Origin of the sequence: Shinella zoogloeoides, assembly GCF_020883495.1 — a bacterium.
In the GTDB taxonomy this organism is placed as follows: domain Bacteria; phylum Pseudomonadota; class Alphaproteobacteria; order Rhizobiales; family Rhizobiaceae; genus Shinella; species Shinella zoogloeoides.
The window spans coordinates 3093918-3115921 of sequence record NZ_CP086610.1 but is presented as its reverse complement, the minus strand read 5'-3'; the positions used below and the strand labels follow the sequence as shown (position 1 = coordinate 3115921).

Annotated in this window: 23 protein-coding genes, 1 tRNA gene and 1 pseudogene; 11 read left to right on the top strand and 14 right to left on the bottom strand. The window is 64.9% G+C overall.

Annotated features, from left to right (window positions below; genetic code table 11):
• Positions 1 to 16 precede the first annotated feature (16 nt).
• Together cobS and K8M09_RS15320 are read right to left on the bottom strand one after the other, a co-directional pair.
• Positions 17 to 1015: a cobaltochelatase subunit CobS gene (gene cobS / locus K8M09_RS15325; RefSeq protein ID WP_160787399.1), complete on the bottom strand. Its 999-nt coding sequence runs from the start codon at positions 1013 to 1015 to the stop codon at positions 17 to 19.
• A gap of 58 nt (positions 1016 to 1073) precedes the next feature.
• Positions 1074 to 1706 (bottom strand): J domain-containing protein, encoded by a 633-nt coding sequence (locus K8M09_RS15320; protein ID WP_160787398.1) that lies wholly within the window; start codon positions 1704 to 1706, stop codon positions 1074 to 1076.
• Positions 1707 to 1819: 113 nt separating this feature from the next.
• On the opposite strand from K8M09_RS15320, the gene K8M09_RS15315 reads away from it, so the two are divergent.
• On the top strand, positions 1820 to 2101 hold the full coding sequence (locus K8M09_RS15315; RefSeq protein ID WP_160787397.1) for a BolA family protein: 282 nt from the start codon (positions 1820 to 1822) through the stop codon (positions 2099 to 2101).
• Here K8M09_RS15315 and K8M09_RS15310 read toward each other — a convergent pair.
• From K8M09_RS15310 to K8M09_RS15300, 3 genes and pseudogenes are all read right to left on the bottom strand, one after another.
• Positions 2102 to 2824, bottom strand: a pseudogene (locus K8M09_RS15310) (transporter associated domain-containing protein); the annotation flags it as partial.
• Between the two features lie 167 nt (positions 2825 to 2991).
• The gene (gene aroB / locus K8M09_RS15305) at positions 2992 to 4119 is read right to left on the bottom strand and encodes a 3-dehydroquinate synthase (RefSeq protein ID WP_160787395.1); all 1128 of its coding nucleotides are present in this window, start codon (positions 4117 to 4119) and stop codon (positions 2992 to 2994) included.
• Between the two features lie 2 nt (positions 4120 to 4121).
• Positions 4122 to 4712, bottom strand: a complete 591-nt coding sequence (locus K8M09_RS15300) for a shikimate kinase (RefSeq protein WP_160787394.1) — start codon at positions 4710 to 4712, stop codon at positions 4122 to 4124.
• A gap of 130 nt (positions 4713 to 4842) precedes the next feature.
• Here K8M09_RS15300 and K8M09_RS15295 point away from each other — a divergent pair, with 130 nt between their 5' ends.
• The 5 genes from K8M09_RS15295 to K8M09_RS15275 all read left to right on the top strand — a co-directional run bounded on the left by K8M09_RS15295 (position 4843) and on the right by K8M09_RS15275 (position 8918).
• Positions 4843 to 4992 (top strand): hypothetical protein, encoded by a 150-nt coding sequence (locus tag K8M09_RS15295; RefSeq protein WP_170299562.1) that lies wholly within the window; start codon positions 4843 to 4845, stop codon positions 4990 to 4992.
• The gene (gene xerD / locus K8M09_RS15290; protein WP_160787393.1) at positions 4989 to 5936 is read left to right on the top strand and encodes a site-specific tyrosine recombinase XerD; all 948 of its coding nucleotides are present in this window, start codon (positions 4989 to 4991) and stop codon (positions 5934 to 5936) included. The genes K8M09_RS15295 and xerD overlap by 4 nt, the downstream gene beginning before the upstream one ends.
• Before the next feature lie 76 nt (positions 5937 to 6012).
• Positions 6013 to 6966 (top strand): acetyl-CoA carboxylase carboxyltransferase subunit alpha, encoded by a 954-nt coding sequence (locus K8M09_RS15285; protein ID WP_160787392.1) that lies wholly within the window; start codon positions 6013 to 6015, stop codon positions 6964 to 6966.
• Positions 6967 to 7170: 204 nt separating this feature from the next.
• A complete protein-coding gene (locus K8M09_RS15280) occupies positions 7171 to 8673 on the top strand; it encodes a L,D-transpeptidase family protein (RefSeq protein WP_160787391.1) in 1503 nt (500 codons plus the stop codon).
• Positions 8670 to 8918, top strand: a complete 249-nt coding sequence (locus K8M09_RS15275; RefSeq protein WP_160787390.1) for a sulfurtransferase TusA family protein — start codon at positions 8670 to 8672, stop codon at positions 8916 to 8918. The genes K8M09_RS15280 and K8M09_RS15275 overlap by 4 nt, the downstream gene beginning before the upstream one ends.
• 64 nt (positions 8919 to 8982) lie before the next feature.
• Here K8M09_RS15275 and K8M09_RS15270 read toward each other — a convergent pair whose 3' ends face one another.
• Together K8M09_RS15270 and K8M09_RS15265 are read right to left on the bottom strand one after the other, a co-directional pair.
• Positions 8983 to 10128, bottom strand: coding sequence for a CobW family GTP-binding protein (locus tag K8M09_RS15270; protein ID WP_160787389.1), 1146 nt, complete (start codon positions 10126 to 10128; stop codon positions 8983 to 8985).
• A gap of 11 nt (positions 10129 to 10139) precedes the next feature.
• Entirely contained in the window at positions 10140 to 11162 is a 1023-nt protein-coding gene (locus K8M09_RS15265; RefSeq protein WP_160787428.1) for a D-alanyl-D-alanine carboxypeptidase family protein, read from the bottom strand.
• Between the two features lie 228 nt (positions 11163 to 11390).
• Here K8M09_RS15265 and K8M09_RS15260 point away from each other — a divergent pair, with 228 nt between their 5' ends.
• Positions 11391 to 12551 carry a M20 aminoacylase family protein gene (locus tag K8M09_RS15260; RefSeq protein WP_160787388.1) on the top strand — a complete coding sequence of 387 codons (1161 nt, stop codon included), beginning with the start codon at positions 11391 to 11393 and terminating at the stop codon, positions 12549 to 12551.
• Between the two features lie 66 nt (positions 12552 to 12617).
• Here K8M09_RS15260 and K8M09_RS15255 read toward each other — a convergent pair whose 3' ends face one another.
• A complete protein-coding gene (locus K8M09_RS15255) occupies positions 12618 to 12881 on the bottom strand; it encodes a hypothetical protein (protein WP_160787387.1) in 264 nt (87 codons plus the stop codon).
• Between the two features lie 160 nt (positions 12882 to 13041).
• Between K8M09_RS15255 and K8M09_RS15250 the strand changes: the two genes are divergently transcribed.
• Together K8M09_RS15250 and K8M09_RS15245 are read left to right on the top strand one after the other, a co-directional pair.
• Positions 13042 to 13118, top strand: a tRNA-Arg gene (locus K8M09_RS15250).
• A 145-nt stretch (positions 13119 to 13263) separates the two neighbouring features.
• Positions 13264 to 13488: an amino acid transporter gene (locus tag K8M09_RS15245; RefSeq protein ID WP_160787386.1), complete on the top strand. Its 225-nt coding sequence runs from the start codon at positions 13264 to 13266 to the stop codon at positions 13486 to 13488.
• 13 nt (positions 13489 to 13501) lie between these two features.
• Here the strand turns inward: K8M09_RS15245 and K8M09_RS15240 are convergent, their stop codons facing one another.
• Both K8M09_RS15240 and K8M09_RS15235 read right to left on the bottom strand, forming a co-directional pair.
• Complete coding sequence (locus K8M09_RS15240; protein ID WP_160787385.1) at positions 13502 to 13885, bottom strand: CAP-Gly domain protein; 384 nt, start codon at positions 13883 to 13885, stop codon at positions 13502 to 13504.
• A gap of 34 nt (positions 13886 to 13919) precedes the next feature.
• The gene (locus tag K8M09_RS15235) at positions 13920 to 14636 is read right to left on the bottom strand and encodes an META domain-containing protein (protein ID WP_160787384.1); all 717 of its coding nucleotides are present in this window, start codon (positions 14634 to 14636) and stop codon (positions 13920 to 13922) included.
• Positions 14637 to 14826: 190 nt separating this feature from the next.
• Between K8M09_RS15235 and dxr the strand changes: the two genes are divergently transcribed.
• Positions 14827 to 16002: a 1-deoxy-D-xylulose-5-phosphate reductoisomerase gene (gene dxr, locus K8M09_RS15230; protein WP_160787383.1), complete on the top strand. Its 1176-nt coding sequence runs from the start codon at positions 14827 to 14829 to the stop codon at positions 16000 to 16002.
• Positions 16003 to 16020: 18 nt separating this feature from the next.
• On the opposite strand, the gene hemA is transcribed toward dxr, so the two are convergent.
• The 4 genes from hemA to K8M09_RS15210 all read right to left on the bottom strand — a co-directional run bounded on the left by hemA (position 16021) and on the right by K8M09_RS15210 (position 21236).
• On the bottom strand, positions 16021 to 17235 hold the full coding sequence (gene hemA, locus K8M09_RS15225; RefSeq protein ID WP_160787382.1) for a 5-aminolevulinate synthase: 1215 nt from the start codon (positions 17233 to 17235) through the stop codon (positions 16021 to 16023).
• A gap of 242 nt (positions 17236 to 17477) precedes the next feature.
• Entirely contained in the window at positions 17478 to 18275 is a 798-nt protein-coding gene (locus K8M09_RS15220; protein ID WP_160787381.1) for an FAD binding domain-containing protein, read from the bottom strand.
• 12 nt (positions 18276 to 18287) lie between these two features.
• Positions 18288 to 20636 carry a xanthine dehydrogenase family protein molybdopterin-binding subunit gene (locus K8M09_RS15215; protein WP_160787380.1) on the bottom strand — a complete coding sequence of 783 codons (2349 nt, stop codon included), beginning with the start codon at positions 20634 to 20636 and terminating at the stop codon, positions 18288 to 18290.
• Between the two features lie 108 nt (positions 20637 to 20744).
• Positions 20745 to 21236: a (2Fe-2S)-binding protein gene (locus K8M09_RS15210; RefSeq protein WP_160787379.1), complete on the bottom strand. Its 492-nt coding sequence runs from the start codon at positions 21234 to 21236 to the stop codon at positions 20745 to 20747.
• Between the two features lie 455 nt (positions 21237 to 21691).
• Between K8M09_RS15210 and K8M09_RS15205 the strand changes: the two genes are divergently transcribed.
• The gene (locus tag K8M09_RS15205; protein ID WP_160787378.1) at positions 21692 to 21958 is read left to right on the top strand and encodes a YMGG-like glycine zipper-containing protein; all 267 of its coding nucleotides are present in this window, start codon (positions 21692 to 21694) and stop codon (positions 21956 to 21958) included.
• Positions 21959 to 22004: the final 46 nt, after the last annotated feature.

Sequence of the window (22004 nt, the reverse complement as noted above, 5' to 3'; positions counted from 1 at the left end):
GCGCTTCACCTTGCCGTCAGGCAGTCGCTTCCAGGACGATGTTGGCGGCGCTTTCCTTCAGCTCGATGCCGAAGGCGCGCTGGTAAAGCTCGGCCACCAGCGTGCGTTCCAGTTCGTCGCACTTGTTGAGGAAGGTCACGCGGAAGGCGAAGGCGATATCGCCGAAGATTTCCGCGTTCTCCGCCCAGGTGATGACCGTGCGCGGGCTCATCACGGTCGACAGGTCGCCGTTTATGAAGGCGGCGCGGGTGAGATCGGCAACGCGCACCATGCGCGAGATCGTCTCGCGGCCGTCCTTGCCGGCGGCGAGGCGCTTCACCTTGGCGGCGACGATGCTCACCTCGTTGTCGTGCGGCAGGTAGTTCAGCGTGGTGACGATCGACCAGCGGTCCATCTGCGCCTGGTTGATCTGCTGCGTGCCGTGGTAGAGGCCGGTCGTATCGCCGAGGCCGACGGTGTTGGCCGTCGCGAACAGGCGGAAGGCGGGATGCGGGCGGATGACGCGGCTCTGGTCGAGCAGGGTCAGGCGGCCGGAGGATTCCAGAACGCGCTGGATGACGAACATCACGTCCGGGCGGCCGGCGTCGTATTCGTCGAAGACGAGCGCGACATTGTGCTGGTAGGCCCAGGGCAGGATGCCGTCCTTGAATTCGGTGACCTGCAGGCCGTCCTTGACGACGATGGCGTCCTTGCCGACGAGGTCGATACGGCTGACATGGCTGTCGAGGTTGACGCGCACGCACGGCCAGTTGAGGCGGGCGGCGACCTGCTCGATATGGGTCGACTTGCCGGTGCCGTGATAACCGGAGACCATGACGCGGCGGTTATGGGCGAAGCCCGCGAGGATGGCGAGGGTCGTTTCGCGGTCGAACAGGTAGTCCGGGTCGAGGTCCGGAACGTAGGCGTCCGCCTTGGAATAGGCCGGGACCCGAAGGTCCGTATCAATGCCGAAAACCTCCCGTACGGAAACAGTGGTGTCCGGGAGGTTGGAAATATCGAGATCCATCTTGCTCATCACGTCTCCGCGGGCGGCGGGGTCGCCTCCACCCAAATGTCTTGTTGCCGGCACTGCTCTAGCAGAAGCCGGCCTGCTTTAACAATTGATATGCTTGGATGACCGCGCGAAAACGCTCTTCCGAGCCTCTATCTCCGCCATTTGCATCCGGGTGATGCTTTTTGACAAGCGTTTTATAGGCGGACTTGATGTCCTCGGTCGTCGCATTGGCCGAAAGGCCGAGCGTATCGAAGGCCTTGGCCTCCAGCGTCTTCAGCTTTCGCGCACGGGGCTCCATCTGGGGGCGGCGGCCCTTGCCCTCGTTGAAGAAGCCGAAGGGGTCGCGGATGCGCTGGTTCGCCCCGGCCGTGCCGGAGCGTGCGGTGCCCTGCGCGGGACCGTTCTTGGCGGCCTTGTTGACGCCGATGGTCCAGGTCGGGCGATGGCCGGTGATCGCCTCCTTCTGGTAGCGCGCGATCTCGCCGTCGGAGAGGCCGGAGAAGTAATTGTAGCCCTTGTTGTATTCCTTGACGTGCTCGAAGCAGAACATGAAATACTGCCCTTCGGCATTGCGGCCCACCGGCGCGCGATGCACGGCATTCTCCTCGCAGCCGTCCCACTGACAGGTCGGCGCGGAACGTTCGGGACGCTCCACGCGCCGCTTCGTGCGGATGCGGTCGAAGTATTTGGAATCGAGTTTCATGGCGCACATTATGGGGTCCCGAGGGGCCTGCAACAAGAATTGACAAAGCGGATTGTTGCTGGCTTTGTGGGACTATTTTTCTGCGTCGCGGCCCCGCATTCCCGGCCGCCGAAGGTATCGCAATGTCCATGAAATCCAGCATGACCGGCAAGCTCGAAGCTGCCTTCTCGCCCGAGCGCCTCGACGTCATCAATGAGAGCCACCTGCATGCCGGCCACCAGCCGGGTTTCGACGGCGAGGGCGAGACGCATATGCGCATCCGCATCGTCTCTTCGGCCTTTGCCGGCATGAGCCGCGTGGCGCGCCATCGGGCGATCAACGATGTGGTGAAGGCGGAATTCGACGCCGGCCTGCATGCGCTCGCCGTCGAGGCGGCGGCGCCCGGCGAATCGATCCGCTGGTAGCTACGCTTTCGGCCGTTCCGGTTCGGCCGGGCGAATGCGCAGCCTCGTGATGCGGTTCTTCACCCGCTTCATGACGATGAAGCGCTTGCCGTGGAAGGTGAAGGCCTGCCGCTCTTCCGGGATCGATTTCGATTCATGGATGACGAGGCCGGCGATGGTCGTCGCCTCCTCGTCCGGCAGGTTCCAGGTGAAGGCGCGGTTGAGGTCGCGGATCGTCACGCTGCCATCGACGACGAGCGAGCCGTCCGCCTCCTGCCGCACGCCCTGCATGTCGACGGCCTTCTCGTCGGAAATGTCGCCGACGATCTCTTTCAATATGTCCTGAAGCGTCACGACGCCCTGCACCTCGCCATACTCGTCCACGACGGTGGCGAAGTGTTCCTGCCGGCGCAGGAAGGCGGCAAGCTGCTCTTTCAGCGTCGTCGTGTCCGGCACGAACCACGGTTTTTCCGCGACTTTGGTAATGTCGAGGTTCTTCGGCTCCATGCCGGGTTCGATGAGCGCGCGCAGCAGATCCTTCGCATGGACGACGCCAACGATGTTGTCCACCGTGCCGGACCAGAGCGGCATACGCGTATAGGGGCTTTCCAGCACCGCCTTGACGATCTCTTCCGGTGGGTCGCCGGCATTGAGCGCGCGCATGGCGGTGCGGTGGATCATGATGTCGGAGACTTCCAGCGCCTCGAGGTCGAGGCCGTTGCCGGCCTTGTCCCGGTCGGGCTTTGTATTGGCGCTGTCGCGGGCGGGCTGGCCGGGGCGGCGCTCGCCCTCCGTCTCGGTCACCTTCTGTCGTGCGTGCCAGAAAAAGACGAGGGCGGCGGCGATCAGGCCGAGGGCGAGAACGACCCACGGCCAGAGATGGGGCGCGAACGCGGCGGGCGCATCGCCGGTCATTTCGGCAGCTTTTCCTTGAGGAAGGCGACGACCTCGGATTGCGGCACGTCGTCGGCGACGAAGGACTGGCCGATGCCGCGCGTCAGGATGAAAGTGAGCTTGCCGGCCTTGACCTTCTTGTCCTGCGTGATGGCGTCCATCAGCTTTTCGGCCGGCGGCAGGCCGCCCGGAATCTCGCCCATCGTCGTCGGCAGGCCGACCTCGCGCAGATGCGCCTCGACGCGCTTGCCGTCGTCGGGGCTGCAAAGGTTGAGGCGGGCGGAGAACTGGTGGGCGAGCACCATGCCGATGGAGACGCCCTCGCCATGGACGAGGCGGGCGCTGTCATACTGCGTCGCGGCTTCCAGCGCATGGCCGAAGGTGTGGCCGAGATTGAGGAGGGCGCGCTGGCCGTTCTCGCGTTCGTCGGCGGCGACGACGTCCGCTTTCGCCTGGCAGCTCGTGGCGATGGCTTCGATGCGGGCTTCCCCGCCGGCAAAGACGTCGCGCCAGTTCTTCTCCAGCCAGGCGAAGAAGTCCGGCTTGTCGATCAGGCCGTATTTGGCGACCTCCGCATAGCCGGCGCGGAATTCGCGCGGCGAGAGCGTGTCGAGCACGTCGGTGTCGGCGAGAACGAGGTCCGGCTGATGGAAGACGCCGATGAGGTTCTTGCCATGCGGCGAGTTGATGCCGGTCTTGCCGCCGACGGAGGAATCGACCTGCGCCAGCAGCGAGGTCGGCACCTGGATGAAGCGCGAGCCGCGGCGCACAATGCCGGCGGCAAAGCCGGTGAGGTCGCCGATGACACCGCCGCCCAGCGCCACGACGGCGTCGTTGCGCTCGATGCGGGCGGCCAGCACGCTGTCGCAGACGCTGATGAGGTGCTCGAAGCTCTTGGTCTTCTCGCCGGCCGGCAGCACGAGCGACACGGCGTCGATGCCTTCCGCCGCAAGCGCGCCCATGAAACCGTCGAGATAGAGCGGCGCGACATGCGCATCCGTGATGACGGCGATCTTGCGGCCCTTGAGGCGGCTTGCGATCTCGCGGCCGGCAGAGGCGATGAGGCCCGGGCCGATCAGGATATCGTAGGAGCGGTCGCCGAGGTCGACCCGCACGGTGCGGCGGGCGGTGGCATTGGCAGTCATGGTCATCTCGTCTGGTTTCTCGGGCCGGCGGCGGTGATCGCGGCGAGCACCTCCTCCACCATGGTTTCCTTCTTCACGTCGCGCGACATTACGGTCAGATCGGCCTCAGCATAGATCGGGTAACGGGCGTTCATGAGGTTTTCGAGCGTCTGGCGCGGGTTCTCCGTCTTCAGGAGCGGGCGGGTGTCGCGCTTGTTGACGCGCTCCCACAGCACGTCGAGATCGGCATTGAGCCAGACGGTCAGCCCGCCGCGCTTGATGTGCCTGCGGGTGTTCTCGTTGATATAGGCCCCGCCGCCGGTGGAGACGACGCGCGGGCCGGAGCGCAGCAGCCGCTTGATGACGCGGGTTTCCAGCGCGCGGAACTCGGCCTCGCCATAGGCGGCGAAAAGATCGGTGATGGACATGCGCGAGACGCGCTCGATTTCATGGTCGGAATCGACGAAGGGAACGCCGAGCGCCTGCGCCGTCATGCGGCCGATCGCCGATTTGCCGGCGCCCATCAGGCCGATCAGCACGAGGTTGCGCTTGCCGAGCGCTGCGCGGGCCTGCTCGGCGAGCGTGGGAGGGGCCTGGTCGATCAGCTCGGTCATTGCGTTTTCCGGGGTTTGTCTCCTTTCCGTATCGACAAAAGCGCCGGAAGCGTCAAGCCTGCTGGCCGCTCCATCCCTTGCGCTCGGCCTTTGGCGAGGCGATATAGAGGGCGTCATCCCGGAGAATGCCATGCCCAGCCTGTTCCGATTCATCTTCGTCTGCGCCATGATCGCCGGGACGATCTATGGCGCGATGGTGGCGCTCGTCACCTTCGTGGAGCCGACGGAGCGGGAGGTGACGATCCGCATTCCCTCCGAGCGGGTGAACCCGCAGCCATGAGGGACCCATCCGCCCTTCAGGTCGAGTCCTTTCTCGAAATGATGAGCGCCGAGCGTGGCGCGGCGACGAACACGCTGCAGTCCTACGAGCGGGATCTGGAGGATGCGCGGTCCTTCCTCAATGAGCGCGGTGTGCGGCTTTCCGAGGCGGTGCCGGACGACCTGCGCGCCTATCTCGGCCATCTTGCCAAACAGGGTTTTGCCGCCACCTCGCAGGCCCGGCGGCTTTCGGCGCTCCGGCAGTTCTTCAAGTTCCTCTATGGCGAAGGGCTGCGCGGCGACGACCCGACCGGCATTCTCGATGCCCCCAAGAAGGGGCGCTCGCTGCCGAAGACGCTGAGCGTCGACGATGTGACCCGGCTGATCGCCCGGGCGGAGGCCGAGGCGATGGAGCCGGGCGGCAACCTTCTTCTCAAGCGGCGCATGCATGTGCTGGTCGAGCTTCTCTATGCGACGGGCCTGCGCGTCAGCGAACTGGTGTCGTTGCCGGCGAGCGTGCTGGCGCAGACCGGGCGCTTCCTCGTGGTGAAGGGCAAGGGTAACAAGGAGCGCATGGTGCCGCTGTCGCGCGCCGCCCTTGCGGCGCTGGATACCTATGGCGAGACGCTGGCGGCGGAAATCGGCGACGATCCGGCGGCGGGCGATTTCCTGTTCCCGTCGCAGGGCAAGGAGGGCTACCTGCCCCGTCAGGTCTTTGCCCGCGACCTCAAGGCGCTTGCCGGGCGGGCGGGCATAAGGGCCGCGACGCTCTCGCCGCACGTGCTGCGCCATGCCTTCGCCAGCCACCTGCTCCAGAACGGGGCGGACCTGCGCGCGGTGCAGGAACTGCTCGGCCATTCGGACATTTCCACGACACAAATCTATACGCATGTGCTGGAAGAACGGCTTCACCAGCTCGTTCAAACCCATCACCCTCTTGCCAAACAGGCAAAAAAACCGGATTAGGACCCCTCCGCTTGCGGCTGGCCTCTTGGCCGATGACAGTCAGCGCGGTTTGAGCAAACGATCGGAAACGCATCTCATGCACAATTACCTCGATTTCGAAAAGCCCATCTCGGATCTCGAAGGCAAGATCCACGAGCTTCGCAAGCTCGCCGAAGAAGATGAGAGCATCGACACGACGGACGAGGTCGGCCGGCTCGAAATCCGCGCCCGCGAGGCGATGGCGGACATCTATTCCAAGCTGTCGCCCTGGCAGAAGACGCAGGTCGCGCGCCATGCGCAGCGCCCGCATTTCGTCGATTACGCCGCCCAGCTCTTCGAAGAGTTCACGCCGCTCGCCGGCGACCGCAAGTTTGCCGAGGACGAAGCCATCCAGGCCGGTCTCGGCCGCTTCCGCGGCGAAGCCGTCGCCATCATCGGCCAGGAAAAGGGCAACGACACCAAGTCGCGCCTCAAGCACAATTTCGGCAGCGCCCGGCCGGAAGGCTACCGCAAGGCGATCCGCGTCATGGAAATGGCAGACCGCTTCGGCCTGCCGATCATCACGCTGATCGACACGGCCGGCGCCTATCCGGGCATCGGCGCGGAAGAGCGCGGACAGGCGGAAGCCATCGCCCGCTCTACGGAAATGTGCCTCAATGTCCGCGTGCCGATCGTTTCGGTGGTTCTGGGCGAAGGCGGTTCGGGCGGCGCGATCGCGATTGCCACCGGCGACCGCGTCTACATGCTGGAACATGCGATCTATTCGGTGATCTCGCCGGAAGGCGCGGCCTCGATCCTGTGGCGCGATTCCACCCGCGCCAAGGAAGCGGCGAGCAACATGAAGATCACGGCGGAGGACCTGAAGGCCCTCGGCGTCATCGACGGCATCATTCCCGAGCCGGTCGGCGGCGCGCATCGCGATCCGGCCGCCGTCATCGGCCGCACGGGCGATGTCATCGCCTCCGCGCTCAAGGACCTTTCGGCCAAGCCGGGCGATCAGCTTCGCAAGGACCGCCGCCAGCGCTACCTCAATATCGGCCGCCAGCTCTGATCTGCGGCAATTGGCGGCGGCGCTGAAGCGCCGCCATGCCAAATCTCGGCCACAATCCTTGTGTCTGAAGCGAAGGCGGAGTTCCGGCAGCCTCGCGAAAGAATTCCCGGTTAAGAATTTATGAAGTATAAGCCGGTTACGACTGCCCGTCCCGCCTGCCGGCGCGGCGGAGCGCGATCTGACGATTGTTGACGGACCCTGGGAATGCGCCTGAAACTTCTTGCCGCCCTATCGCTTCTCGCCGTGGCCGCCGCCGGCTGCACCAACGAGACGCTCGACACGTTCGACAAGGTCGATGTCGATATCACCAAGGTATCGAGCAAGACCGGCTACCAGCTTTCGCCGGCGGTGCTGAGCAAGCTTTCGAAGATGAACATCGACCGTTCCTCGCCGATCATGCTGCGCATCCTGAAGGAGGAGGGCCGGCTCGAGGTCTGGAAGGCCGACCGTTCCAATCGTTTCCAGCTCGTGCGCAACTACAAGATCTGCGCCTGGTCCGGCAAGCTCGGCCCGAAGACGAAGGAGGGCGACCGTCAGGCGCCGGAGGGCTTCTATCCGCTCTCGCGCGGCCAGATGAACCCGAATTCGAGCTACTATCTCGCCATCAACACCGGCTTCCCCAACAGCTACGACCGCGCCAACAAGGCGAGCGGCACCAATCTGATGATCCATGGCGCCTGCTCCTCGTCGGGCTGCTATTCGATGACCGACGAGCAGATGGTGGAAATCTTCGCCTTCGCGCGCGACGCCTTCGACGGCGGCCAGAAGGCGGTCCAGTTGCAGGCGTTCCCCTTCCGCATGACCGCGGAGAACATGGCGCGCCATCGCGACAATCCGAATATCGAATTCTGGAAGATGCTGAAGGTCGGCTGGGATCATTTCGAGATCACCAAACGGCCGCCGGAGGTGAATGTCTGCGAAGGCAAATATGTCTTCAACCAGCAGGCGGACAAGCCCTTCTCGCCGGCCGGCGCTTGCCCCGCCATGACCACGCCGTCGTCGCTGGACGTCGCGCTTTCGAGCTACAACAAGACTTATGCGGCGTCCTATTCCAAGGCGATGAGCAAGTATCAGGGCACCGTCTGGGTGGAACCCTCGGAAGCCCAGCGCAAGGCCATCGTCGCCGAGCAGCGCAAGGGCCGGGAACTGGCCTATGCGCCGACGGGCAATTCGCTGGACGCCGGCAAGCTCATGACGGAGCGCGAGATCGAGGCGCAGAAGCAGAAGGCTGAAGAGGCCGAGAAGCGCAAGCTCGAAGCCGAGGAGCGCGCCAAGCAGGCGGTGGAGCAGGCCAAGATCGACGCCGAGCAGGCGAAGGTCAAGGAAGCGGAGGACCTCGCTGCCGACGTTGCCGCCGAGAAGGCGGAAAAGCAGGCGCGGGGCGCGGGCGCTCTGCCAGTGCCGGAGGAAAACCCCGGCATGCAGACCGTCGAGGTGCCGGAAAAGAAGCCCTTCTGGAAGCTCTGGACGGCCAAGGAGGAAGCGCCCGCCAAGGCCGCGCCTGTCGAACCCGTGACGCAGCAGGTCGAAGAGGCTAAGGAAGCTGCCGGAGCGCAGCTGCGCAAGGAAGCGCGGAACCCGGCTGCCGGAACGGTGGAGACCCCGGCGGAAACGGCCGGCGCGACGCCCCTGCCCGAAGAGAACCCGACGGTCGCCGTCGTCGAACAGACGCCGAAGAAGCCCTTCTGGAAGTTCTGGCAGAAATGACCCAGGCCGGCGCTGAGGGCGAGGCCGAAGTCTACGACCTGCGCGGGCTGAAATGTCCGCTGCCGGTGATGAAGGCGCGCAAGCGCCTTTCGGCGATGCCGGCCGGCGCAAGCCTCTGGGTCGAGACCACCGATCCGCTGGCAGTCATCGACATTCCCCACTTCTGTCATGAAGACGGCCATGTGCTCGAAGCCAGCGAGCGCGTCGAGGCGGGGCATCGCTTCCTGATTCGCAAATCGGCCTGACTAGAGTATTTTGTTTTACCGCATTATCCGACGCCGAAGCGAACCCGCTTCGGCTGGAAAGGCTCTACAGCTTGAAACCCGGTATGGCGAGCGGGTTGTCCGCGAGCGCCGCCCTGTCCGGGCGGTCGATGCGCGGCGTGCCGGTAAAGGCGTCGAAGAGGTCGCGCACGAAGGCTTCCGGCAGGTCCTTCGTGATCAGCACCAGCCGTGTGCGGCGTTCGGCGGCCTCCGGCCAGGCGGCAAGCCGCTCCGGCGGATGGAACACGCTCTGCACGCCATGCAGCACCAAGGGGCGGTCCGGGTTGTTCGCCATCAGGACGATGCCCTTCATGCGCAGCAGCTTCTCGCCATGGGCGGAGCGCAGCAGGTCGATGAACATGTCCAGCGCCATGGGGTCGATCGGGCGATCGTGCACGATGCTGAAGGAGCGGATCGTGGCGTCGTGGCGTGTCACGTCATGCGCGTGCTGATGACCGTGGCCTTGATGATGGTGGTCGTGATCATGATCGTGGTGGTGATGATGATGATGGCCGTGCGCCTCGTCGTGCAGCCAGCGGCGGACATCCGGTATCTTGCTGCCGGGATCGTAAAGGCCGTTGGCGAGCAGGTCCGGGCCGGTGAGGCCGGGCGCATCGACGTCGGAAATGGTGGCGCGCGGGTTGAGCGCGGTGATTTCCCGCCGCACCGCGTCCAGCGTAGCGGCATCGGCGAGGGAAGTCTTGCTGATCAGCACGCGGTCGGCGACGGCGACCTGCTTGACGGCTTCCGGATGATTGGCGAGCGTCGAGAGGCCGTTGACGGCATCGACCACGGTGATCACGCCGTCGAGACTGAAGGAATGGGCTAGAATCGGATTGCCCATGACGGCCTGCAGCACCGGCGCGGGGTCGGCAAGGCCGGTCGTCTCGATCACCACGCGTTTCAGTGGCTGGATCTTGCCGGTCTGCATGCGGTCCATGAGGTCGGCGAGCGTATCGACCAGCTCGCCGCGGATCGTACAGCACAGGCATCCGTCGGCAAGCTCGATGATGCCGTCGCCCGATTGCTCGACCAGCAGGTGGTCGATGCCCACCTCGCCGAACTCGTTGATGATGACGGCCGTGTCCGTCAGCGTCGGATCCTTCAGGAGCCGGTTGAGCAGGGTCGTCTTGCCCGCGCCGAGAAATCCGGTCAGCACGGAAACCGGCACGCGCCGCTCAGCGAGGGTCATGGCTTTTCCTGTCAGAATGTCGGGCGCGGGATCGGGATCGGCACATTGGCGGTATCGCCGGCATCGCCCGTGTCGTTGGCTGCGACCTTGTCGTTGCCCGCCGCTGCCACCGCATCGCCGCCCATGAGGCCGGCATAGACGAGCCGCAGTGGACGGTTGAGTTCGTGGATATAGGGCGAATTCAGCTTCTGCCGGCCGGCCTCGTCGCGGCCTTCGCTGCGCACCTTGGCGGCATGCTTGGAGCAGATTTCCTGCGAGACGTCGGCGACGATGTCGCGCGTCTCGCCATAGGGGCGGAGCTGGCCGAGCGTCGGCACATTGCCGGTGCGCGTCGTCAGGCCCTTTTCCAGCATGCCGGCGGAAATATCGGCGCGGGCGCCAAGACTGTCGGAGCCGAGCACGACCGAGACGACGCTGCGGCCGTTGCGGGTGGCGGAGGAGACCTGGTTGAAGCCGGAGGCGCAGATGAAACCGGTCTTCATGCCGTCGGCACCATCGAAGCGGCCGATCAGCATGTTGTAGTTCGGATACTGCTTCTTGCCGGTCGTGAAGCCTTCCAGCGCGAAATAGGAGGAATATTGCGGGAATTCGCGCTTGAGCGTCACGGCAAGCACGGCAAGGTCGCGCGCCGTCGTGTACTGACCCTTGCCGGGCAAGCCGTTCGGATTGATGAAGTGGGACGAGCTCATGCCGATGCGCCGCGCCTCGGCATTCATGCGGGTGACGAAGGCTTCTTCCGAGCCGGAGACCGATTCGGCGATGGCGACGGACACGTCGTTGGCCGACTTGACGAGGATGATCTTCAGCGCGCTGTCGAGCGTCATCTTCTGGCCGGGCTTGAAATACATCTTGCTCGGCGGTTCGGAGGCGGCGTGCTTGCTCATCACGACGGGGCTATCCAGCGTCAGCTCGCCCGCCTTGATGGCGCTGAACACGGTATAGGCGGTCATCAGCTTGGTGAGCGAGGCCGGATACCAGCGCTGGAAGGCGTCCTCGTGCTCGATGACCTTCAGCGTGTTGACGTCCACCAGCATGCGCGGGGCGGCTGTCGCCGTGGTTGCCAGGAAGGAAGCTGCGAGGAGGGCATAGCCCAAAAGCGTTGCGCTCCGGCGCGCCGTTCGTCCGTTCGTCTGCAAGGGGCCTGTCCTCGAAATCGGGAGTTGTCTCGAACCGTCGCCCTATTTAACCTATATGGCACCGTGATGGCAAAGCCATCGAATGGAAATGGCCAAATTTACGGGCCGAAAGACAGGACGTGTTGCATGCCCATTCTCAACCGCGCCGCAGAAATGCAGGACGAAATCGCCGAATGGCGCAGGCAGATTCACCGCGAACCGGAACTCCTCTTCGCGGTGGAGAAGACGGCCGCTTTCGTGGCCGAGAAGCTGCGTGAATTCGGCGTCGACGAAATCGTGACCGGCATCGGCCGCACCGGCGTCGTCGGTCTCATCCGCGGCAGGGGCGAGGGGCGCACCATCGGCCTTCGCGCCGATATGGATGCGCTGCCCATCGAGGAGACGAGCGGCAAGGCCTGGGCCTCCACCGTCAAGGGCAAGATGCATGCCTGCGGTCACGACGGCCACACGGCCATGCTGCTCGGCGCGGCGAAATACCTTGCCGAGACGCGCAATTTCAGCGGCAATGTCGCGGTCATCTTCCAGCCGGCCGAAGAGGGTGGCGGCGGCGGCAACGAGATGGTCAAGGATGGCATGATGGAGCGCTTCGGCATCGCCGAGGTCTACGGCATGCACAATCTGCCGGGCATGCCGGTCGGTTCCTTCGGCACGCGCCCCGGGCCGATCATGGCGGCGACGGACGAGTTCAACATCGTCGTCAAGGGCCGCGGCGGCCATGCGGCGCTGCCGCACAAGACGGTCGATCCCATCGTCATCGGCGCGCAGGTGGTCTCGGCGCTGCAGACCATCGTGTCGCGCGTCGCCGACCCGATCGCCTCGCTTGTCGTGTCCGTCACCAAGTTCAATGCGGGCTTCGCCCACAATGTCATCCCCGAACAGGCGCAGCTCGCCGGGACGGTGCGCACGCTCAGCCCCGACATGCGCGAGGAGGCGGAGGCGCGCATCCGGCAGATCTGCGCCGGTCTGGCGGCAGCCCATGGCGCGGAGATCACGGTCGCCTATCACCGCAACTATCCCGTCACCGTGAACCATGCCGAGGAGACCGGCCACGCCGTCTCGGTGGCGCGGGCGATTGCCGGCGAGGCGGCGGTCGAGCCGTCGCTTGCGCCGATGATGGGCGGCGAGGATTTTTCCTACATGCTGGAAGCGCGCCCCGGGGCCTTCGTCTTCATCGGCAACGGCGATACGGCGGGCCTGCACCATCCCGCCTACGACTTCAACGACGATATCATCCCGCATGGTGTGACCTATTGGGTCAAGCTTGCCGAAAGCCGTCTCGCCGCCTGACAAAAAAGGCCCGGCTGCAAATACGCACAGCCGGGCAAGTCGGGGAGGTTCGGGGAAGGGGGAGGATCAGCGGCAGATGCGGACCTTCTTGATCACGACATTGCCCCACTTGTCGTAGCGCTTCTTCTTCTTCCAGAAGCAGTCGTAGCCGTAGTCGTCGTCATCGCCGTAGAAGGTGACCTGGGAGCCGTGGCCCCAGCCATGGCCGTGTCCATGACCCCAGCCGTTGCCGAAGCCGAAACCGATGGAAATGTCGCCGGCCTTGGAGGGAGCAGCGAAGGACAGCGCTGCGACGGTGGCGACGACGGCGGAAAGGATGATCTTGCGCATGAGACATTCTCCTCTGGGTTCGTGTGGATGAAGCCATCTCCATCCCATGAACCGAATGTCTCATGTTCCCGTCCGCCGGGCTGTTCCTCAGGGAACTCGAAAAGCAAACCCCGAAAATCGCTTGGCTTCACGCCCCGGCTTTTGTATGGGTGCAGTCAGTGGTCCCGTAGCTCAGCAGGATAGAGCACCAGATTCCTAATCTGGGGGTCCCGCGTTCGAATCGCGGCGGGATCACCACTATCGGTTCCATGTACCTCAGCTCCCGTCTTCTCCGCAGGCATTGCCGTGTTGTTCCGGCGTGCGCAGTGTCCCTTGAATATTCCCTTTTTCGTTTTTTGGGAGTAGATATTGCAATTCAAGGTGGAATTGCCGAGGCGGCGTGATGAAGAACCAGAAAAATGAGAAGGCCAAGCTGACGGCCAATTATCTGAACGGCATCGCCATAGCGGTCGCATTGGCCGGGGCTTTCACGCCGACCCTGTCGGGGATTCGAGACAATCCCGGCCCGATCAACTGGACAACCGCTGGTATCGTCGCGGTCTGCATGGTGGTCTCGCTGCTTTTCCACCTTATGGCGCGCAGGACCTTGAACGCGCTGCTGGACTAGGCTCACCGCCTTCCTAGACGTCTTCCTTCTCGCGCTCCGGCGTGACGACGCGCGGCTTGGCGCGGACGGAGGGGACGATGGAGGGCTTGTTGACCACCTTTTTCGGCGTCGGGGCCTTGAGGCCGAGCATGCTGCGGATGCGGTCGGAGACGAGGGGGCGGAAGCGGCTGGCGCGGAAGGGCATGTCGTCGGCGCCGTAGCCTTCCGGGCCGTCGTCCTTGCCGCGGTAGAGTTCCATCAGCTTGATGCCGTAGAAATCGCCGTCGACATAGTGGCGGTAATGGCCGGTCCAGCGGACCGTGTAGACCTGCCCCTTGCGGATGCCCTGGTCGATGGAGACGTTCTTGAAGCGGTCGTTGATGCAGACGACCTTCTGGCCGACGTGGAACGTGGGCATGCCGGTTTCCCCCTCTTTCGTCCGGCCCCGGCTGTCAGCCGGTCTTGCGGCAGTTGACGCCCGGGGCGTTCTCGCCCTTCGTCAGGTCGTAGAGCGTCGCTTCGTCGCCCTTGGTCCACCATTCGTGGCGGCCGCCGGCAAACTTCGCGCCTGAGGCGGAGATGACGTTGGCGGCGATGACCGTCTCCTCGCCGATGCGCAGCACGGCGAGCGAATTGGCGCCGACATTGATATATTCGACGCTGATGCGCTGCTCGCCGTCGCACTGGTAGGTGCGCGTCTCGCGCGCCACGCTCTGCTCCGGCCCGGGCAGGCGGATGACCACATCCGTGTTGTTCTTGAGGGCGGCGAGGCGGATGGCCGGCGCGCCTTCCTTGCCGGTCAGGTGCAGGATGCCGTTTTCCAGCTTCCAGGAGGTGACGGTGCCGAGGGCGTCGAAGAACTTCTGTTCCTGGTCCATGATGGCGGGCGCGCACATCTTGCGCGTCGCCGCCGCCGGGGCGAAGGCGATGTTGCCGTTCTGCACCTTCAGCTTGCCGCGATAGGTGTTGCAGCCGCCATTGCCGCCATAGGAGCCATCCGGCTTGATCTCCAGCGTCGTCTGCAGGTCGTCGATGACGCCGTTGCCGCCGATGTCCTCGGCAAGCCACGTGCCGCCGAGACCGCCCGGGACCGGCTCGTCGGCATAGGCCGGAGCTGCCGCCAGAAAGGCGAGGCAGGCGAGGGTCCATACTCTCAGGCGTCGATGCACAGATTTCTCCAATCGCGTCGGGTCGGAAGACCGCTTTGCCGGGACGTTATGGCCGTCCGGGCGAAAAGGTCAAGCCAAGCGTTCCAGAAGAGGCCCTCAGCCTCCGCTTTACAGCATTTCGACGACTTGTTGCAGGCGTCTTTCGCCTGTAGAGCCTAGGGCCGACAAGAAGAAAACCGCGGACATCACCATGGCTCCCGACGCGCGGCAGAAGCGCCGCATCACCATTCTCGGCTCCACCGGCTCCATCGGCACCAGCACGCTCGACGTGGTGCGCCAGCTCGGCGGACGTGAGCGCTACGAGGTGCTGGCGCTGACCGGCAACGGCAATGTGGACCTGCTCGCCGCGCAGGCCAAAGAGTGTGGCGCGCGCATGGCCGTGACCGCGAGCGAAAGCCACTACGGGGCACTCAAGGACGCGCTTTCGGGCAGCGGCATCGAGGCCGCGGCGGGGCGCGCGGCGCTGCTGGAGGCAGCCTCCGGCGAGGCGGACTGGGTGATGGCGGCGATCGTCGGCACGGCGGGCCTCGCCCCGACGCTGGCGGCGGCGAGGAAGGGTGCAGATATCGCGCTCGCCAACAAGGAATGCCTGGTTTCGGCGGGCGACCTTTTCGTCGATGCCGTGGCCAAGGGCGGCGGCCGGTTGATCCCGGTCGACAGCGAGCACAGCGCGATCTTCCAGGCGCTGGAGGACGACCAGCGCCATGCCGTCGAGCGCATCGTGCTGACGGCCTCGGGCGGCCCCTTCCGCACCTGGAGCCGCGAGCAGATGGCGGGCGTGACGGCGGATATCGCGCGCGCCCATCCCAACTGGTCGATGGGCCTGAAGATTTCCATCGGCAGCGCCTCCATGTTCAACAAGGCGCTGGAGATGATCGAGGCGAAGCATCTCTTCGATGTGCGGCCGGACCAGATCGAGGTCGTGGTGCATCCGCAGTCGATCATTCATTCCATGGTGGGCTATGTCGACGGCTCGGTGCTGGCGCAGCTCGGCGCGCCGGACATGCGCACGGCCATCGGCTATGCGCTGACCTATCCCGAGCGCTCGCCGCTCAATGTCGACCGGCTGGACTTCGCGAAACTCGCGCGGCTCGATTTCGAGGCGCCGGACGAGGTGCGATTCCCGGCGCTCCGGCTGGCCCGCATGGCGCTCGAACGCGGCGGCCTGCAGGGTGCGGTGATGAATGCGGCCGAAGAGGTGGCGTTCCATGCCTTCGTCGCCGGGCGCATCGGCTTCCTGTCGATGGCTGACGTTGCGGAGGCGGTCATGGACAAGCTTAGCCACCTGCCGCCGGCGTCTTCCATGGACGATGTCTTCGCCGCAGACGAAGAAGCCCGGCAGGTGGCTGCCGGGCTTGTCGGATAACGGGTTCGTTTCGCCGTATCAGGCCACGGCGCGGGCCAGCGCACAGCGCGACCAGAGCGCATGCAGCGCGCCGACCAGATGGTCGATATCGGCATCCGTGTGCAGCGGCGTCGGCGTGATGCGCAGGCGCTCGGTCTTCTTCGGCACGGTCGGATAGTTGATCGGCTGGACATAGATGCCGAAATTGTCGAGCAGCAGGTCCGAGATCCATTTGCACTTGGAGGCGTCGCCCACCATGACCGGCACGATATGGCTCGGATTCGGCATGTGCGGGATGCCGTTGCGGTCGAGCGCCGCGCGCAGCTTGCGCACGCGCTCCTGATGGGCGAGGCGCTCGGCCTGGCTTTCCTTCAGGTGGCGGATCGACGCGAGCGCGCCGGCGGCGAGCGTCGGCGGCAGCGCCGTCGTGAAGATGAAGCCGGAGGCGAAGGAGCGGACGAAGTCGCACAGCGCGGCCGAGCCGGTGATGTAGCCGCCCATGACGCCGAAGGCCTTGCCGAGCGTGCCTTCGATGACGGTCAGGCGATGCATCAGGCCTTCGCGCTCGGCGATGCCGCCGCCGCGCGGGCCGTACATGCCGACGGCGTGGACTTCGTCGAGATAGGTCATCGCGCCGTATTTGTCGGCGAGGTCGCAGATTTCCTTGATGGGGGCGATGTCGCCGTCCATCGAATAGACCGATTCGAAGGCGATCAGCTTCGGCGCCTTGGGGTCGGCGGCGGCGAGCTTGGCTTCGAGGTCCTTGAGATCGTTATGCTTGAAGATCACGCGCTCGCATTTCGAGTGGCGGATGCCCTCGATCATCGAAGCGTGGTTGCCGGCGTCGGAGAAACAGATGAGGCCGGGGATCTTCGAACAGAGCGTGCCGAGCGCGGCCCAGTTGGATACATAGCCCGAGGTGAAGAGCAGGGCCGATTCCTTGCCGTGCAGGTCGGCAAGCTCGCGCTCGAGCAGGACATGGTAGTGGTTGGTGCCGGAGATGTTGCGGGTGCCGCCGGCACCGGCGCCACACTGGTCGATGGCGAGCTTCATCGCCTCGACGACCTTCGGATGCTGGCCCATGCCGAGATAGTCGTTGGAACACCAGACCGTGACATCCATCGGACCTTCCGACGTGTGGCGCGTCGCCTTCGGGAAGCTGCCCTTCTGGCGCTCGATATCCGCGAAGACGCGGTAGCGGCCTTCCTGATGCAGGCTGTCCAGCTCGTTCTTGAAGAAAGTCTCGAAGTCCATCCAGAGTCTCCAGTCCGGCAAAAATCCGGGCGTCATCGTCATTGGCTGTCGTTCAATCGGCTACACCCGGCCCGGCTTCGCCGCAATGCGAAGCGCTGCGGCAAATCGCGCCACCTTTGAACTATTCCAATGTATACTAGGCGCCCAAAGGCCATTTCCTGTTGATGCATGTCAAGTCTGCATGAAAAAAGGGCGGCCTCAACCGCCCTTTTGGCCGAACAGTTTCAAGTTTTGCGACGGTATCAGGCTGCCGCGACCGCGCGCTTGGCCATGACCTTCACGAGGTTCGCCCGGTACTCCGCGCTGCCATGGATATCCGAGAGCAGGTCGGAGGCATCCACCGCGACGGCGGAGGCGGCATTCGCCGACCAGTCGGCGGCGAGCGCCTTTTCCAGCCCGGCATGGCGGAACACGCCGTTGGAGCCTGCGCCCGTCACCGCCACGCGCACGCCGCCGTCCACCCCCTTCGCCACGAAGACGCCGGCCATGGCGTAGCGCGAGGCCGGGTTGGGGAACTTGGAATAGGCGGCCTTCGCCGGTGCGTCGAAAGTGACCGCGACGACGATCTCGCCGTCCTCCAGCGCCGTCTCGAAGAGGCCGGTGAAGAAGGCGTCGGCGGGGATTTCCCGCTGGCTGGTGACGATCGTCGCGCCGAGGCCCAGCATGGCGGAGGGATAGTCCGCCGCCGGGTCGTTGTTGGCGATGGAGCCGCCGATGGTGCCCATATGGCGCACATGCGGGTCGCCGATATGGGAGGCGAGGTGGCAGATCGCCGGGCAGACGGCCTTCAGCTCCGCCGAGGTCGAGACCTCGTAATGCGTCGTGCCCGCGCCGATCCTGACCCGGTTGCCGCTTACCGATATGCCCTTGAGTTCGGCGACGTGGCGCAGGTCCACGAGGTCGGAGGGTGCGGCGAGGCGCTGCTTCATGGTCGGGATCAGCGTCATGCCGCCGGAGACGTATTTCGCCTCGTCTGAGGACGATTGCAGCTTGACCGCGTCGGCGACGGAGGAGGCGCGATGGTAGTTGGTTGCGTACATGGCTTCCTCCCGTCAGTTGCTTGCCGCCAGCGCCGCCCAGACCTTCTGGGGCGTTGCGGGCATGTCGAGGTTGTTGTTGCTAATGGCGTCGGTGATGGCGTTCATCAGCGCCGGCGGCGAGCCGATGGCGCCCGCCTCGCCGCACCCCTTGATGCCGAGCGGATTGTTCGGGCAGGGCGTGATCTGGTGCGAGACCTGGAAGGAGGGCAGGTCGTCGGCGCGCGGCATGGTGTAGTCCATGTAGCTCGCCGTCAGGAGCTGGCCGGTTTCCGGGTCGTAATGCACGCCTTCCAGCAGCGCCTGGCCGATGCCCTGCGCGATGCCGCCATGCACCTGTCCCTCGACGATCATCGGGTTGATGATGTTGCCGAAGTCGTCGGCGGCGACGAACTGCACGATCTTGGTCTTGCCCGTTTCGGGATCGATCTCGACCTCGCAGATGTAGCAGCCGGCCGGGAAGGTGAAGTTGGCCGGGTCGTAGAACGCGCCTTCCTTGAGGCCCGGCTCCATGCCGGAGGGCAGGTTGTGCGCCGTATAGGCGGCAAGCGCCATCTGGAACCAGGGAACCGACTTGTCGGTGCCGGCGACCTTCAACGCGCCGTTCTCGACGACGATGTCGCTCTCGTCGGCTTCCATGAGGTGCGCGGCGATCTTCTTGGCCTTGGCCTCCACCTTGTCGAGCGCCTTGACGACGGCGGACATGCCGACCGCGCCGGAGCGCGAGCCGTAGGTGCCCATGCCCATCTGCACCTTGTCCGTGTCGCCATGGACGATGGAGACGCTGTCGATCGGTACGCCGAAGCGGTCGGCGACGAGCTGGGCGAAGGTCGTCTCGTGGCCCTGGCCGTGGCTGTGCGAGCCGGTCAGCACCTCGATGGTGCCGACGGCGTTGACGCGCACCTCGGCCGATTCCCAGAGGCCGACGCCCGCACCGAGCGAGCCGACCGCCGCCGACGGCGCGATGCCGCAGGCCTCGATATAGCAGCTCATGCCGATGCCGCGCTTCATGCTGCGGCCGGCGGCCTCGGCCTTGCGGGCGGCAAAGCCGTTCCAGTCGGCCGCCGCCATGGCCGCCTCCAGCGAGGCTTCGTAGTCGCCGGCGTCATAGTTCATGATGACCGGCGTCTGGTGCGGGAAGGTGCGGATGAAATTGATGCGGCGAAGTTCTGCCGGCGAGACGCCGAGTTCGCGCGCCGCCGTTTCCATGGTGCGTTCGAGGAGGTAGGTCGCTTCCGGCCGGCCGGCGCCGCGATAGGCGTCGACGGCGACCGTGTTGGTGTAGACGGCGCGTACATTGGCGTGGATGGCCGGGAAATTGTACTGGCCGGAAAGCAGGGTCGCATAGAGATAGGTCGGCACGGCCGAGGAGAAGAGCGACATATAGGCGCCGAAATTGGCGATGGTGTCGACCTTCAGGGCGGTGACGCGGTTGTTGGCGTCAAAGGCCATCTTGACCGTCGAGACATGGTCTCGGCCATGGGCGTCGGTGAGGAAGGCCTCGGTGCGGTCGCTCGTCCATTTCACCGGAACGCCGGACCGCTTGGAGGCCCACAGACAGACGATCTCCTCCGGATAGATATAGATCTTCGAGCCGAAACCGCCGCCGACATCGGGGGCGATGACGCGCAGCTTGTTTTCCGGCGCGACATTGTAGAAGGCGCTCATGACGAGGCGCGCGACATGCGGGTTCTGGCTCGTCGTGTAGCAGGTGTAGTGGTCCTCGGCCGAATCGTAGATGCCGAGCGCGGCGCGCGGCTCCATCGGGTTCGGCGCGAGGCGGTTGTTGACGATCTTCATCTCGGTGACATGGGCGGCGCTCGCGATGGCGGCGTCCGTGGCGGCGCTGTCGCCGATCTCCCAGTCGTAGATGAGGTTGCCGGGGGCTTCCGGGTGAAGCTGCGGCTGGCCGGCCTCCAGCGCCCTGACGGCGTCGGTGACGGCGGGCAGGACCTCGTAGTCGACGACGACGGCTTCGGCCGCGTCGCGCGCCTCGCCCACGCTGTCGGCCACGACGATCGCCACGGCATCGCCGACATAGCGCACCGTCTCGTGCGCCAATGGTCGCCATGCGCCCATCTTCATGGGCGTGCCGTCCTTGGAATGGATCATCCAGCCGCAGATCAGGTTGCCGATGCCGTCGTCCAGCATCTGCTTGCCGTTGAGCACGGCGATGACGCCCGGCATGTCCTCGGCCGCCGAGGTGTCGAGGCTCTTGATCCTCGCATGCGCATGCGGCGAGCGCACGAAGGCTGCGTAGCGCATGCCCGGCACGGACATGTCGTCCGTATAGCGCCCCTTGCCGGTGAGAAACCGCTTGTCTTCCTTTCGCGCGACGCGCGCGCCGATGCCTTCGACACCCATCTTCATCTCCTCCAGAGAAGTGAGGCAGCAGGCGCTGGCCAATAGGCGTTGGGGATTTCACCCTCGCGCAATTGGCCGCCCTATTGGCTACTGCCTATTGCCTAACGCCTATTCCGCAGCCTGCCGGCCCGCCGCGCCCATTTCTTCGGCGGCGGCGAGGATGGCTTTCACGATGTTGTGGTAGCCGGTGCATCGACAGATATTGCCTTCGAGGTTCTCGCGAACCGTCTGTTCGTCGAGCTTGGCGCCGTAGCGGCTGATCATGTCGACCGCCGTCATCACCATGCCGGGCGTACAGAAGCCGCATTGCAGGCCGTGATTGGCCTTGAAGGCGGCCTGCACGGGATGCAGCTCGCCATTGGCTGCAAGGCCCTCGATGGTGAGGATTTCAGAGCCGGCGGCCTGGGCCGCGAGGATGGAACAGCTTTTCACGGCCTTGCCGTCCATGTGTACCACGCAGGCCCCGCACTGGGACGTATCGCAGCCGACATGGGTTCCGGTGAGACTGAGCTGGTCGCGCAGGAAATGCACAAGCAGCGTGCGGTCCTCGCACTCCTTGCTCACCTTCCTGCCGTTGACGGTCATTGCCACTTTCGCCATTCGTTCCTCCCTGGCGGTTGCGTCCGCTCGGGCCGATCGATCCGACATCTATGCAGCGGGCGTCCTCACGACGCGGGCGGGGATCGAAACGACACCAGCATTCTCATTTCGCGTGCATTGCATTCCGGCAATGGGATCGCGGCGAGGTCTCCTCCTCCGGCGCAATCTCAACAGTCATATCATTTGACTTTTTGGTGCGCCGATCAACCGGTACTTTCAGACAAGCGCGAAATTTCTCGTGACCGGACCGAAAGCGCGATTCAAACGAACCGCAAACGATATTCGCGCGCCGCGCAAAAAAATGCATCCATGCCATGGACTTCCCGATAGCGGGGTATATTTTCTGGCTTGGACAGACCTAACCGTCGCAGGCGGCCCCGGTATGTTGGCTGAGTAGAAGGGGACAGGGCGGACCCGGAAAACGTGGCCGTCGCTCAACTTTGGAGAACATCTTCATGAAGAAAGTCATCGCACTCGTTCTGGTCGGTCTTGCCGTTGCAAGCTGCACGCCGACGGAGAGGGGCGCCGGTATCGGTGCTGCTTCCGGCGCGATCATCGGCGGCGCCATCACCGGCGACGTACGCGGCGCGGCTGTCGGCGCGGCCATCGGCGGCGTCTCCGGCGCTGTCATCGGCAGCGTCGCCCAGCAGCCCGGCCAGTGCTACTTCCGCGACCGTCACGGCAACCGCTACATCGACGATTGCCCGCGCGGCTATCGCTAAGCCTGCCTTTGCGGCAAAGCGAAGCCCCGGAGGTTCTCCGGGGCTT